General features: G+C 69.9%; 15 protein-coding genes and 1 pseudogene. 7 read left to right on the top strand and 9 right to left on the bottom strand.

Going from position 1 to position 11,856, the window contains the following annotated elements:
* Nucleotides 1-126: 126 nt before the first annotated feature.
* Both AB0I03_RS13210 and AB0I03_RS13205 read right to left on the bottom strand, forming a co-directional pair.
* A pseudogene (locus AB0I03_RS13210) lies at nt 127-264 on the bottom strand (heterocycloanthracin/sonorensin family bacteriocin); the annotation flags it as partial.
* A gap of 142 nt (nt 265-406) precedes the next feature.
* Nucleotides 407-1,492: an NADH-quinone oxidoreductase subunit D gene (locus AB0I03_RS13205; RefSeq protein WP_360412191.1), complete on the bottom strand. Its 1,086-nt coding sequence runs from the start codon at nt 1,490-1,492 to the stop codon at nt 407-409.
* A 224-nt stretch (nt 1,493-1,716) separates the two neighbouring features.
* Between AB0I03_RS13205 and AB0I03_RS13200 the strand changes: the two genes are divergently transcribed.
* The 4 genes from AB0I03_RS13200 to AB0I03_RS13185 all read left to right on the top strand — a co-directional run bounded on the left by AB0I03_RS13200 (nt 1,717) and on the right by AB0I03_RS13185 (nt 3,803).
* On the top strand, nt 1,717-2,160 hold the full coding sequence (locus tag AB0I03_RS13200) for a DUF1707 domain-containing protein (RefSeq protein ID WP_360411231.1): 444 nt from the start codon (nt 1,717-1,719) through the stop codon (nt 2,158-2,160).
* Nucleotides 2,161-2,185: 25 nt separating this feature from the next.
* Complete coding sequence (locus tag AB0I03_RS13195) at nt 2,186-2,758, top strand: hypothetical protein (protein ID WP_360411228.1); 573 nt, start codon at nt 2,186-2,188, stop codon at nt 2,756-2,758.
* The gene (locus AB0I03_RS13190; protein WP_360411225.1) at nt 2,755-3,288 is read left to right on the top strand and encodes an SUKH-4 family immunity protein; all 534 of its coding nucleotides are present in this window, start codon (nt 2,755-2,757) and stop codon (nt 3,286-3,288) included. Before AB0I03_RS13195 ends, AB0I03_RS13190 begins: the two co-directional genes overlap by 4 nt.
* Before the next feature lie 110 nt (nt 3,289-3,398).
* Nucleotides 3,399-3,803, top strand: a complete 405-nt coding sequence (locus tag AB0I03_RS13185) for a hypothetical protein (RefSeq protein WP_360411222.1) — start codon at nt 3,399-3,401, stop codon at nt 3,801-3,803.
* A gap of 963 nt (nt 3,804-4,766) precedes the next feature.
* Here the strand turns inward: AB0I03_RS13185 and AB0I03_RS13180 are convergent.
* From AB0I03_RS13180 to AB0I03_RS13150, 7 genes are all read right to left on the bottom strand, one after another.
* Complete coding sequence (locus tag AB0I03_RS13180; RefSeq protein ID WP_360411219.1) at nt 4,767-5,645, bottom strand: hypothetical protein; 879 nt, start codon at nt 5,643-5,645, stop codon at nt 4,767-4,769.
* 237 nt (nt 5,646-5,882) lie between these two features.
* A complete protein-coding gene (locus AB0I03_RS13175; RefSeq protein WP_360411216.1) occupies nt 5,883-6,404 on the bottom strand; it encodes an SUKH-4 family immunity protein in 522 nt (173 codons plus the stop codon).
* Nucleotides 6,405-6,491: 87 nt separating this feature from the next.
* Nucleotides 6,492-7,019, bottom strand: coding sequence for a hypothetical protein (locus AB0I03_RS13170; RefSeq protein WP_360411213.1), 528 nt, complete (start codon nt 7,017-7,019; stop codon nt 6,492-6,494).
* Nucleotides 7,020-7,033: 14 nt separating this feature from the next.
* Nucleotides 7,034-7,576 carry a hypothetical protein gene (locus tag AB0I03_RS13165; RefSeq protein WP_360411210.1) on the bottom strand — a complete coding sequence of 181 codons (543 nt, stop codon included), beginning with the start codon at nt 7,574-7,576 and terminating at the stop codon, nt 7,034-7,036.
* Nucleotides 7,569-8,057, bottom strand: coding sequence for a hypothetical protein (locus AB0I03_RS13160; protein WP_360411207.1), 489 nt, complete (start codon nt 8,055-8,057; stop codon nt 7,569-7,571). Before AB0I03_RS13160 ends, AB0I03_RS13165 begins: the two co-directional genes overlap by 8 nt.
* Nucleotides 8,058-8,143: 86 nt before the next feature.
* Nucleotides 8,144-8,467 (bottom strand): hypothetical protein, encoded by a 324-nt coding sequence (locus tag AB0I03_RS13155; RefSeq protein WP_360411204.1) that lies wholly within the window; start codon nt 8,465-8,467, stop codon nt 8,144-8,146.
* A 1-nt stretch (nt 8,468) separates the two neighbouring features.
* On the bottom strand, nt 8,469-8,918 hold the full coding sequence (locus AB0I03_RS13150) for a YbaB/EbfC family nucleoid-associated protein (RefSeq protein WP_360411201.1): 450 nt from the start codon (nt 8,916-8,918) through the stop codon (nt 8,469-8,471).
* Nucleotides 8,919-9,197: 279 nt separating this feature from the next.
* On the opposite strand from AB0I03_RS13150, the gene AB0I03_RS13145 reads away from it, so the two are divergent.
* Genes AB0I03_RS13145 through AB0I03_RS13135 form a run of 3 tightly spaced genes read left to right on the top strand, consistent with a single transcriptional unit; the run spans nt 9,198 to nt 11,481 of the window.
* Nucleotides 9,198-9,941, top strand: coding sequence for a 5-oxoprolinase subunit PxpA (locus AB0I03_RS13145; protein WP_360411198.1), 744 nt, complete (start codon nt 9,198-9,200; stop codon nt 9,939-9,941).
* Nucleotides 9,938-10,597: an allophanate hydrolase subunit 1 gene (locus AB0I03_RS13140; RefSeq protein WP_360411195.1), complete on the top strand. Its 660-nt coding sequence runs from the start codon at nt 9,938-9,940 to the stop codon at nt 10,595-10,597. Before AB0I03_RS13145 ends, AB0I03_RS13140 begins: the two co-directional genes overlap by 4 nt.
* Nucleotides 10,594-11,481: a biotin-dependent carboxyltransferase family protein gene (locus tag AB0I03_RS13135; RefSeq protein ID WP_360411192.1), complete on the top strand. Its 888-nt coding sequence runs from the start codon at nt 10,594-10,596 to the stop codon at nt 11,479-11,481. Before AB0I03_RS13140 ends, AB0I03_RS13135 begins: the two co-directional genes overlap by 4 nt.
* Nucleotides 11,482-11,856 lie beyond the last annotated feature (375 nt).

The following is an 11,856-nucleotide window of genomic DNA, read 5'->3' as shown; positions in this document are numbered from 1 at the left end:
CCCTGCAGCCGACGCGGGCTGAGCAGTCCCCCCGCGGCACCGCTGCGGTACGGTGAGCGGGCCTTCACGCCCTTCCCCGAAGGAGTCCCTCCTCGTGACTTATCAACCGCCGCAATGGCAGCCAGGTCAGCAGCCGCAGTACCAGCAGGCCCCCGCGCCGTACCAGCAGCCGATGCACCAAGCCCCGCCCATGCACACGCCGCAGCCGTACCAGCAGGCCCCGCACCCGCCCGCGCCGTATCCGCCGCACCCCCAGCAGCCGCCCGTCTACACCGGGCCGATCCCCAACCCCAGGTCGCAGACGGTGACGCAGAACCGCCTCGCGTTCATCCTCGGCTCGATCTTCACCATCGGGATCGTCGGCTTCGTGGTGGTCTACAACGTGTTCGTGGTCTGAGCCGCCCGCTCACTTGTCGATGTCGCCGACCACGAAGAACATCGAACCGAGGATCGCGATCATGTCCGGGATCAGGCAGCCGGTCATCAGCGTCGCCAGCGCCTGCACGTTCGCATAGGACGCGGTGCGCAGCTTGAGCCGCCACGGCGTCTTCTCGCCCCGGCTCACCAGGTAGTAGCCGTTGGCGCCCAAGGGGTTCTCGGTCCACACGTAGGTCTCGCCGACGGGCGGTTTGAAGATCTTCGGCTGCTTCACGTTCACGGGTCCGCTGGTGAGGGCCGCCTGCTCCAGGCATTGCCGGGCGAGCCCGATCGAGACGGCGACCTGGTCGAGGAGGCAGATGAAGCGGGCGTAGCAGTCGCCTTCGGTGCGCAGCACGACCGGCACGTCCAGCTGGTCGTAGGCCAGGTACGGCTCGTCGCGGCGCAGGTCGAAGTCGAGGCCGCTGGCGCGCGCGACCGGCCCGGTGACGCCGTACGCGGCGGCAGTGGCGGGGTCGAGCACGCCCACGCCTTTGGTGCGGGCCGCGAAGATCTCGTTGTGGCGCAGGAGCTTGTCGAGACGGATCATGCCGTGCTCGACCTCGTCGAGGGCGCGGTGCGCGCGGCCTTCCCAGCCTGAGGGGACGTCGGCTTTGAGGCCGCCGACGCAGTTGTACATGTAGTGGATGCGTCCGCCGCTGGCCTCCTCGAACACCTGCTGGAGCCGTTCGCGTTCGGTGAAGGCATAGAACATCGGGGTGATCGCCCCGATTTCGAGCGGGTACGAGCCGAGGAACATGAGGTGGTTGAGCACCCGGTTCATCTCGGCGAGGGCCATGCGCAGCCAGGTGGCGCGTTCGGGCACTTCGATGCCGGCGAGGCGTTCGGCGGCGAGGGCGACGCCGAGCTCGGAGGAGAAAGCGGAGAGCCAGTCGTGGCGGTTGGCGAGCAGCATGATCTGGCGGAAGTCGCGCACTTCGTAGAGCTTCTCGGCGCCGCGGTGCATGTAGCCGATGATCGGTTCGCAGGCGGTGACGCGTTCGCCGTCGACGCGCAGCCGCAATCGCAGCACGCCGTGGGTGGACGGGTGCTGCGGGCCGATGTTGAGCACCATGTCGGTGGTCTCGGTGCCGGCGCCCACGCCGACGATCAGTTGCTCCCGTTCGCTCACGGTCCCATCGTCGCAGCTTCGGGGCTCCCGGGGAAGGGTCTGCCGCGGTGGGGCTCGCGAGTCGTGCGGGAGGATGGGGGCGAGGGTCGCGGCGGGGAGGTTTCTCTGGCGCGTGTTGCGGGGTGCTGGCATCCTTGAGGAGCATCCGACTATGGAGGTGTCGCCGAATGGATCGCGATCAGATGCGTGCGTCGGAGTCCGACCGGCAGGTCGTGATGGAGCGGCTGCGGGAGGCGGTCGAGGAGGGCCGGCTCGACGTGGCCGAGTACCAGGAGCGCGTGGACGCCGCCATGCAGGCGAAGGTCTATTCCGAGTTGGACATCCTGCTGTCGGACCTCCAGAAGCTGCCGCCACCGGGGTTTTCGGCGGCCGGGCTGGAGCCGACGGCGGTCATGCCCGGGGCGCCGTTGTCGAAGGTGAACCAGCAGTTGCGCGACAGTGCCGGCGAGGGTTCGCGGAAGTGGAAGGTCGTCGGCGTCTCGGTCGCGATCGCGGTGGCGCTGGCGCTGATCCTGATCGCGATCAATCCGGAGATCTTCTTGTACATCGCGATCGGGGTGCTCGTGATCCTGGTCCTGTTCGTCGTCGCGGCCGTCTCCGGGCTGTTCTAGCGGCGTGAGTGCTCATCTTTCCGACGTGCGGCGCAAGCTGGCGCTGCTGCGTGAACTCGATGCGCCGGCCGAGATCTATCGGCGATGGGACGCCGCCGAGGTCGACGACGACTTCGCGGGGTACGAGGTCCCTCGGATCGAGGACGGCGCCGAGCCGGCGCGGGACTGGCCCGGCGGACTCGGCGACTGGTTCCGGCTCTGCGCGACCGCGAACTTCGGCCGCGTGAGCATGAGTCCCGAGAGGTCGGTTGCACCGCAGAGCGCAGTGGACTCGCTCGGCGAGCCGATCGACGACCGCTCGTGGCTGCGCATCGGCGATGTGGGGCACGAGGACGCGATCCTCATGGACGCGGAGTCCGGCGAGGTCATCGTCTACTTCGACCGCTATTTCAAGTACGGCTGGGCGTCCCCGGTGATGCTGCGCCGCCCTGACGTCCCGGCGTTCATCGACACCGTCGCACTCGGTCCCGGCCACCGCGAGCTGCTCGGCCCCACCGGCGACGACCCGTGGTGGGCGACCGATCCTTGGTACGCTTACCTGCGCGAAATCGGCCTGATCCCCGGCGAGCACCCGATCCCCTGTGAGGAAGCACCGTGACCGACAGCGACGCTTTTCTGAAGGCCTGGGAGCCTGACAACGTCATCCCCTACCCGCGGCAGCAGTGGCTGGACGAGTTCGCCGCGCCCGCCGCGACCTACCCCGCGGTCGACTTCCTGCCGATCGACATGTCCGCGGTGTTCACCGCATACCTCGAGGGCGCCCGGTTCGACCTGTACAGCAGGATCAACCTGGACATGGGCCCGGACGGGACGCTCCCGCTGGCGGTCGTCGGCGCGGTCCCGGAAGACCGGGACGACATGCTGTTCTGCCTCGACGGCGACAGCGGGCGGATCCTGCTCCTCGGTGTCGACGACGGGACGCTGGAGCTCGTGAACTCGACGTTCAAGGCCCTCACCGAGTTCCTGTACCACTTCGCGCTCTTCATCGACGCCGACACGGGCGGCTTCGGCCGCGCCAAGCGCGCGAAGGCCCTGCGCGCCACAATGAACGCCATCGACCCGGAAGCGCTCTCCGACCGCGAGTCCTGGTGGTCCATCGCGCTCATGCAGATGGGCTCGAAGGGCTAGCCGCCCTGCCGTTTCCGGTTTCACGAAGCGGCGCCACCTGCGGCGTTGCTCGTCCCGGCATGAGCGGTCGTTGAGCGGGTACCCCTCTGCCTCGGAGCAGAGGGGGAGACATGTCTGATCGACACACGGCTCATGACCGCGGCAATCGCAAGATCGAAGACGACGCGGAGGACTACAGGGGCGAGCATTTCGGGCTGACTCCTGAGGAGGAGCGCCGGGGCACGCCGCTTCAGCAGGAGATCGCCGGAGAAGAGCCTGAGATCGCGGGCGAGCAGGAGGAGCCGGTGCCCAACCGCCCGGTACCGCGCGATCCCGGCAGGCCCGACCCCGCGCAGCCGATCCCCGATCCGAACCGGCCCGACCCCATGCGGCCGTACCCGGAGCCGGGCGATCCGACGCGACCGTACCCGGACCCGAACCAGCCGCCGGACCCGAACCGGCCCGACCCGATGCGGCCGTATCCGGAACCCGGCGAGCCCGATCCGAATCGGCCGCTGCCGGGCGGACCGCAGTAACCGGCGGGGTGCCCGAGCAGGACGGCCTCAGGATCACCAGACTCTGATGTGCGCCTGGCCTGTTCGAGGATCAATGCGCACCAGGGTGGGTGGCCGGTGGTGCAGGACGACGCCGCAGCTCGGCCTGCTCGGTAGCCTACAGGCGTGACAGCTCAAGGAAGTCCATCAGACGAAGTGTTCTCCACGTTCGGCAGCGGAGAGGCACGACGGGAGAAGCTCGAGGGCGGCCGTGGGTTGACATGGCGGGCCGGGCCCGTGGTCCTGCGGCCGACAGGTGGCGGGGACGAGGCGAACTGGCGGGCAGGCGTGCTCGAACACCTGGAGCACACCGAGGAGTTCCGAACGCCGCGACCGATCCGAGCCGCTTCAGGCGAGTGGATCGTCGACGGATGGGAGGCCTGGCAGTGGGTGCCCGGGGCTGCGGACGAGTCGCGGGTCTCGGACATCGTCAAGGCGGGAGCAGCGTTCCACCAAGCGATCTCGGACCTCGCTCGGCCGGCGTTCATCGACACCTCCGACGACCCGTGGGCTCGGGCGGACCGGATCGTGTGGGGAGAGGGCGCGCTGCCTTCCGATGCGATGCTCGGCCGCCTCGCGGAGCGGTTCCGTCCGGTTGCGTCGTCGTCGCAGCTCATCCACGGTGACCTGCTCGGCAATGTCCTCTTCACCGAAGGCGAGCCGCCGACGATCATCGATTGGGCGCCGTATTGGCGGCCGGCCGGTCTCGGTGCCGCGATCGCGGTCGTGGATGCGGTGTGCTGGCACGGCGCGCCGACAGAGCTGCTGTCCTCGGCGGGCAGGGACATCGCGGAGTGGGAGCAGTTGCTGGTGCGCGCCCTGGCCTTCCGCATGACGACGCTGCACCTGCTCAACGCCTGGAACCCGTCACGAGCGGAACGGCACGCGCCCGTGGTGGACGCCGTTGCGAGCCTTGCACAGCCTTTTCTCGGTCGCAACGGCTCATTAAAGCGCTGTGCCGATCCACTCCGGCGGGGTCGGGTCGGGATGGAACGAGACGAAGATCAGGTGGTCGTCCCCCGGCCGCCGCGGGTCGAAGAGCACCATGGCGAAGCCCGTGGTCGGCATCGCGGTCCGTCCGCGGCTGAAGCGGGTCACCCACCGTTCGACGCCGTGGGCGTCGGTGAACCGCACCGTGACCTCGGCGCCGACGACCGAACGCTGCCCCTGGTCGTTCGCCGAGGTCCGCAGCACCATGTCGGTGATCGCGCCCCTGGTGCGGCGGCCCTCCGCGAGCAGGCGGTCCCGGTCGGCGATCTGGCGCTGCAGGCGGCGGTAGTGCCGGATCGCGTGGGCCACAACGAGACCAGCGATGATCACGACAATGACGGGCAGCCAGATGTCGGCGTAGTAGGCGGTCCATCCGAAGACGCTCCAAGGAGCGTCCTCGTGGAACACGGGATCCGATTCGATGCCGACCTCGAGCGGGGCGAGCCAGGTCGGCGCGTCTGCCACGACGGCGGCGGCTGCTGCGCAGACCGCGAGGGACGGCAGGATCCGCGGCTGCTGCTCCCCGCCCCTGTAGGTGTCGAGCAGCCAAGAAGCCACCTTGGCGCTGGTGAACGTTCCGATCATGCCGAGGCTCCAGAGGTACCCGAGGGTGCCCATGCCCCAGAACGTCGGGAACGGCAGCCGGTCGTCGAAGACGCTGTCGATGATGGAATGCCGCAACATGTCCGCGGTCGCCGCAACGGCCAGTCCGCACAGGGCGGCGCATCCGGTCATGATCGCCGCAACGGCGATCGCCCAGGCCAGGAAGCGCCGGTCTCCGGTGCGCTGCAGGCGCTTCGCCCGCTGTGCGGCGACGGGGTCCATGGTGCTCATCGGCGGCCTCCTCGTGGTGCCGCGCCCGGGGGCGGGCGCGCCGGTGACGGCCGGGGCGCGTCACCTGCCCTGGCGGGCCGGCCTCGCCAGCGTCGCGCATCGCAGCGCCCTACCGGTCACAGCTTTCGCCGCTCGGGTCCGACGCCGCTTCCCGCGTCGCACGATCCGTCTCTCGAAGGCGCAGAACACTCGCCGCACCGGCGATCACCGGCACCGGCCTGGCCGCGGGCGCCCCGGTCAGGCGGTGAGCTGGTCGAAGACCAGCGGCCACCAGGCTCCGGCGGCGAAGGCGTTGGGGTCGAGGCGGATCAGGATCTCGCGGAGGGAGGCGGCGCGGGCGGCGCGGCCCTCCTTGCCTTCGTCGGCGTTGACGAACTGCTGGAAGTGGTAGAGGAACTCGATGAAGCAGCGGTAGTTGGAGTTCACCGCCTGGACGTCGCGGGGGTTGGCCTGGTCGAGCTGGAGGATGTCGCCGCTGTCGGGGTCGAGCACGTACAGGAGGTTCTTGTCGTCCTCGACCGCGCCGACCACGATGAGGCGCAGGTCGACCTTGCCGTCCTCGGTGCCGAGGCTGATCGTGTCGTAGAGGCCGGGGCTGCCGGGGAGGAAGGCGGTGTAGACGACCTCGACGTCGAGGGGGACCTCGTCGCCCTCGGGGAGGGCGGCGGCGGGGAAGCCGTCGGCGAGCCAGGCTTCGCGCGGGTACGGGACCAGTTCGTCTTCGGTCCACAGTGCTTGGTACTTCGCTGCCGCGGGCATGCGGTCCTCCTCAGGTCGGGGGTCGTTCGGTGGCGGGAGACGGGGCGGGAGACGGGGCGGGAGACGGGGCGGGGGACGGGCGCAGGGTCAGGCGAAGTCGAGTTCCTCGATGAGGAGGCGCCATTCGTCCTCCTCCTCGTCCTCGGGGGTCTGGTAGCCGCCCGCGAGGTCGATGAGCTCGCGGTAGCGCGGGCCGAACAGGAACGCGTCGGCGAACGCGACCGGGTTCGGCGCGATGGGTTCGGTCGGCAGGGGCCCGCCCTGCTCGATCGCCTCGACGAGGGCGTCCGCGTCGACCAGATGCACTGCACCGGAATCGATGTCGGTGCAGAGCGTGAAGCTGTAGCAGACGTTGCCGAACTGGAGGAGCTGCGGGACGGGGTCGTGCAGGTCCCCCGTCCCGTGCTTGCCGAGTTCGGCCAGGACGTCGTCGGCCGCGAAGAGGTCGATGAGGCCCATGCGGGTGCTCAGGCCGTCGAAGACCCGGTACAGGTCCGCGAGCGCGGGCGGCAGGCCTTCGGCCTCGGCGGGTTCGCCGAGCTCGTGGGCCCAGCCGTTGCGCTCGAGCTCCCCCATGCGGGGGCGGACGAGCGCCACTTTGGCCGCGAGTTCCATCCTGGACTGTCCTTTCAGTACCCGATGACCCTGATGATGACGGGTGTGCCGTCGGGGACGCCTCTGAGCTGCCCGGCTATCTGGGAGCCGATCGTGCGGTTCGTGTAGGCGTCCATCCAGCGGAGGTTATCAGCGTGGTCGCGCCCGCCCAGCTGCAATTCGTGCACGTGGTCGGGGTCGAGTCCGTCGCCGGCGCGGGTGACCGAGTTGCGGCCGCCGAACTTCTGGGCGATGCGCCGCTGCTGGTCGCGGTTGCCGCGGTGCTGGCCGGCGAGTTTGCGGATCGTCGCACCGCGGTAGTTGCGGGTGATCTGCGGGTCGCGTTTGACGGGGGTCTTGCGGAGCTTGCCCTCGCGGCTGAGGCGCCGGAGGGAGTCGGCCTTCGTGCGGAAGTCCTTCTTGCTCATCTTCGGGTCGAACCTGACGGTGACGACCTTGGGTTTGATGCCGCGGCCCTTGCCTGCGCGGAAGAAGCGCGGGTTGTCGATGATCGCGGAGATGATCTTGGCGCCCTTCGCCACGGACTTCCGGGCGGCCCTGGTGCGTGCCCTAGCCATTGAGCACCGCCTCGATCGCCATGTTGAGCAGCTGGTCGATGAGCATCGAGGTGATCATCTTGAAGATCGGGATCTCCAGGAGCGACGCGCCGAAGGTGACCACGGCGGTGGCGATGGCCTGGGCGATCTGGATGGCGAGGGTGACGAGCTGGACGATCATCTGAAGTTTCAGGGCGAGCACGACGCCGGCGGCGATCATGAGGCCGATGCTGATGATGTTCGAGGGCTCGCCGATGTCGGCGATGTTGCGCACCGCGGACTCGCCGTCCTCCCATTCGGAGCGGAAGGCCTCGATGTCCTTGCTGATGTTGTTGTCGGTGACGGTGCGGGCGGCGTCCTCGAGCTGGTCGATCGCGCCGGTGATCTGGTCGGACAGCCTGGTCCAGGTGTTGCCGAGGTCGAAGAGCTTCGTCTCGTCCGATTCGGGCCAGTCGTAGCCGAGCATGGAGAGCAGGCTCGTGAGTTCGGAGGGCAGTGACATACCCACTTTGGGTCTCCTTCGTAAGGGGAGGAACGCGAAGGGTGATGGGAGGGCGCGACCGGTGCCGGCGGCCGGGCGGGGCGGGGCTAGAGGCCGAGTTCGGCGAGGAGTTCGCGGAAGATGCGCGCGGCCTCGCTGTCGGCGGCTTCGTGGGTGTCGGCCATCTCGCGGAGGTTGACGGCGTAGTCGAGGAGGTCTTCGATGTTCGATTCGATGCACTCCATGAGGGCCTCCATGCACACCTGGTGCGCGAGGTCGAGGAGCGAGCCGATCATGTCGCTGCCGAAGGAGTCGGCGAGGCCTTCGACGGCGGATTTGAACTCGTCGAAGAGGCATTGGACGGTCTCGGTGGCGGCGTCGAGCGCTTCGGCGCCTTCCCGGATCGAGTCGAGGTCGAGCTGCACCACCATGTCAGGCCCCTCCCTGGAGTTTCTTCATCACGGCGCTGATCTGGGTGCTCATGGCCCGCATCTGGGCGAGGCCCTGGTCCTGGATCTTGGTGACGGCCTCGCCGATGGCTTCGAGGTCGGGCGCGGCGGTGTCGTGGCCGAGGGACTCGGCGCGGGCGTCGAGGGCCGCGTTGACGACGTTGCGGAGCTCTTCCTCGAGGAATTCGGTGCCTTCCTTGAGGACTCGCACCTCTGTGAACTCGAACCGCTCGACGCGGCCGTTCGCGCCGAGGGTGATCTTGATGCGCCCGTCGGCCGCCTCCGCGGTGACCGGGGGGACCTGGTGGTCCTGTTGCGTCTGCCTGACGACGTCCAGTTGCGAGCGGGCTTCCGCCAGCTGCTGGGCGATGGCGTCCTCACCGAACATGCCGCCTCCGAGGGGCTCAGTGGACTCGAATGTGAGTATCAGCATAGACCGGCGACGCTCGTTTCGGGTCCCCTGAATATTGGTGCCTACCAGGGGTTTTGGCAAGTCTGTTTACCGAGTGTCACGATGTCGACTCTGTCCATATTGGTGCGCATTCCACGATGCACTCGAGTCCCACTGGCGCGCTCGGAACACACGACCGCCGCTTCACCCGTTCGCGTTCGGCGGCAGCCCTCGCCTCACTCGAACGGGTGAGTCGCAGGTGGGGTTTCTCCCCCCGTTCCCGAAGCGCCCGAATCCCGCGCACTCCGGTACCGTTTAGTCATGGACCTCAACGCGGACCTGGGGGAGGGTTTCGGGCGCTGGGTGCTCACGGACGATGACGCGCTGCTGCGCATCGTCACGAGCGCGAATGTGGCGTGCGGCTTCCACGCCGGGGACCCCTCGACACTGCGCCGCGTCACCGCCCTCGCCGCCGCCGGAGGCGTGCGCATCGGTGCCCAGGTCTCGTACCGGGACCTCGCCGGGTTCGGCAGGCGCGAGATCGACGTCCCCCCGGAGGAGCTTGCCGCCGAAGTGGCCTACCAGATCGGCGCGCTCCGGGTCTTCGCCCAGGCCGCCGGCGCCGAAGTGGCGTACGTGAAGCCCCATGGGGCGCTGTACCACCGCGCCGGACGCGATCCGGTGCAGGCCGCCGCGGTGGTCGAGGGCGCGAAGCTCGCGGGTGTGGGCGTGCTGCTCACCCAGCGCGGGAACGCGCTCGACCGCCTCGCGACCGAGGCCGGGCTCCGCGTCGTGGGTGAGGCCTTCGCCGATCGCGGGTACCTTCCCGACGGGCACCTCGTGCCGCGCGGACTCCCGGGAGCGCTCCTCGGGCACGTCGAAGCGGTGGCGCAGGCCGTATCGCTCGCCGCCGACGGCGTCGTGACAGCGATCGACGGTACTGTCACTCCTGTTGCGGCCGAATCAATCTGCGTGCACGGCGACGGTCCCGACGCGGTGGCGGTCGCCGCGTCAATCAGGTCCGCATTGGACGAACGAGGCATCGACGTGGAGGCTTTCTCGTGAGCACCAGACCCACCGCACCCACCTCCAACCGCGGGCTCAGGCCGCTCCCGGCCGGGCCGCGCGGCATCCTGATCGACTGCGGCACCACCGCGCTCGCCCGCGCCTGCTACCGCTCGCTCCAGGCCCGGCGCATGTCCGGGCTTTTGGAGGCCGCCGACCTGGTGCCGGGCGCGACCACGGTGCTCGTCGACGGTGTCGACGAACCCGAGCTGCTGGCGGCCGAGCTCCCCGGCTGGCCGCTCACGGAAGAGCCCGAATCGGTGAGCGAGGCCGTCGAGATCCCCGTCTGCTACGACGGGCGCGACCTCGAGACCGTGGCGAAGCTGTGGGGCGTGAGCACCGACGCGGTGGCCGACATCCACTCCGGCATCGAGTACGAGGCGGCGTTCTGCGGGTTCACCCCCGGGTTCGCGTACCTCGAGGGCCTGCCCGCGGAGTACCAGGTGCCGCGGCGCGAGAGCCCGCGGACCTCGGTCCCGGCCGGATCGGTGGCGATCGCCGGGCCTTACACGGGCGTGTACCCGCGGTCGAGCCCCGGCGGGTGGCAGCTCATCGCGACGATGACGAACCCGGGCCGGTTGTGGAACGAGCACCGCGAACCCGCGGCGCTCCTCGTCCCCGGCACCAAGGTGCGATTCGCGGCGGTGCGGGTATGAGCCACATCGAGATCCTGCGCGCGGGCGTGCTCACCACCTGCCAGGACGCCGGCCGCCCCGGCTGGGGCCACCTCGCGGTGCCGCCCTCGGGCGCTGCCGACCGGCCCTCGTGGCGGCTCGCGAACCAGTTGGCGGGCAACCCGACCGGCGCCTGCGCACTCGAGACGACCCTGAACGGCTGCACGGTCAAGGCGCACCGGAACGTCACGGTCGTCGTGGGCGGAGCCCCCTGCCCGGTGACTGTGGACGGACGCCCGGAGTCCTGGGGCCAGCCGGTGAAGCTCAAGGCCGGGTCGGTGCTCGACGCCGGCCCCGCCGAGGTCGGCGTGCGGTCCTACCTGGCGTTCTCCGGTGGGCTGCACCCGAAGTCGAGCCTCGGCTCGCACTCGACCTGCCTGCTCTCGGGCCTGGGCCCCGCGCCCCTGGCCGACGGCGACACGATCCCGCTCGGCCCCAGCCCCGCGCACCCGCCGCTGCCCACGCAGTGGCCGACGCCGTGGGCCGGGGTGAGCGAGGAACTCGTCATGAAGCTCCACCTGGGGCCTCGCCTCGAGTGGTTCCGGCCCGAGGCGGTCGCGGAACTCGCGCGCGGCGTGTGGACGGTCTCGGAGCACTCCAACCGGATCGGCCTGCGACTCGACGGCCCCGCGCTGCGGCGCACCGACACCGCGGAGCTCCCGAGCGAGGGCATCGTCGCGGGCGGCCTGCAAGTGCCCCCGAACGGGCAGCCGATCCTCTTCGGCGCCGACCACCCGACCACGGGCGGCTACCCCGTCATCGGCGTCGTCGGAGCCGAAGCCCAGGCCGCCGCCGCCCAGGCCCGCCCCGGCACGAGAATCAGGTTCGCCCCGATCCCCATGCCGCACTGGAGCAGACGAGCCTGACCGAGCCGACCCGGTGGTGCGTCGAGGCGATCAGCGCACCCATGCACTCGGCTCAGTGATCGCGGCCGCCCGCCCCCGGCCCGGGCAACGCGCCCGCCATCGGGTCCGTGCACGGGCGTGCCGACTCCGTCGGCGCCTCGGGCGGCGTTCACGAGCGCGGCGGCCTACTTGACACGGCCGAAGGCCCGGTAGACCGCGGTGGGCATCCGGTCGAACTCCGCCGTTCCGCAGACGGCCGACCCTTCATCCCCGCCAAGGCCGCCGACGCCACGTTCAACCGCGTCGCGGGTCTCGCCGACTCGTCGTGGAGCGGTCTGAGAGCTCCGTTCCTTCGGCCCGCTGGGAGTCGGCCTGCACTCCGCCTGGTCGCGGCCT

This window comes from Glycomyces sp. NPDC021274, from assembly GCF_040641195.1.
GTDB lineage: Bacteria > Actinomycetota > Actinomycetes > Mycobacteriales > Micromonosporaceae > Glycomyces.
The sequence above is the reverse complement of the archived record's forward strand: the minus strand, read 5'-3'. Positions and strand labels throughout refer to the sequence as shown.

What these genes read in the sequence shown, in the direction of transcription:
- AB0I03_RS13205 (WP_360412191.1), bottom strand. Translation starts at nt 1,492, where the DNA reads ATGGTGCTCAACATCGGCCCGCAGCACCCGTCCACCCACGGCGTGCTG.
- AB0I03_RS13200 (WP_360411231.1), top strand. Translation starts at nt 1,717, where the DNA reads ATGGATCGCGATCAGATGCGTGCGTCGGAGTCCGACCGGCAGGTCGTG.
- AB0I03_RS13185 (WP_360411222.1), top strand. Translation starts at nt 3,399, where the DNA reads ATGTCTGATCGACACACGGCTCATGACCGCGGCAATCGCAAGATCGAA.
- AB0I03_RS13180 (WP_360411219.1), bottom strand. Translation starts at nt 5,645, where the DNA reads ATGAGCACCATGGACCCCGTCGCCGCACAGCGGGCGAAGCGCCTGCAG.
- AB0I03_RS13175 (WP_360411216.1), bottom strand. Translation starts at nt 6,404, where the DNA reads ATGCCCGCGGCAGCGAAGTACCAAGCACTGTGGACCGAAGACGAACTG.
- AB0I03_RS13170 (WP_360411213.1), bottom strand. Translation starts at nt 7,019, where the DNA reads ATGGAACTCGCGGCCAAAGTGGCGCTCGTCCGCCCCCGCATGGGGGAG.
- AB0I03_RS13165 (WP_360411210.1), bottom strand. Translation starts at nt 7,576, where the DNA reads ATGGCTAGGGCACGCACCAGGGCCGCCCGGAAGTCCGTGGCGAAGGGC.
- AB0I03_RS13160 (WP_360411207.1), bottom strand. Translation starts at nt 8,057, where the DNA reads ATGTCACTGCCCTCCGAACTCACGAGCCTGCTCTCCATGCTCGGCTAC.
- AB0I03_RS13155 (WP_360411204.1), bottom strand. Translation starts at nt 8,467, where the DNA reads ATGGTGGTGCAGCTCGACCTCGACTCGATCCGGGAAGGCGCCGAAGCG.
- AB0I03_RS13150 (WP_360411201.1), bottom strand. Translation starts at nt 8,918, where the DNA reads ATGCTGATACTCACATTCGAGTCCACTGAGCCCCTCGGAGGCGGCATG.
- AB0I03_RS13145 (WP_360411198.1), top strand. Translation starts at nt 9,198, where the DNA reads ATGGACCTCAACGCGGACCTGGGGGAGGGTTTCGGGCGCTGGGTGCTC.
- AB0I03_RS13135 (WP_360411192.1), top strand. Translation starts at nt 10,594, where the DNA reads ATGAGCCACATCGAGATCCTGCGCGCGGGCGTGCTCACCACCTGCCAG.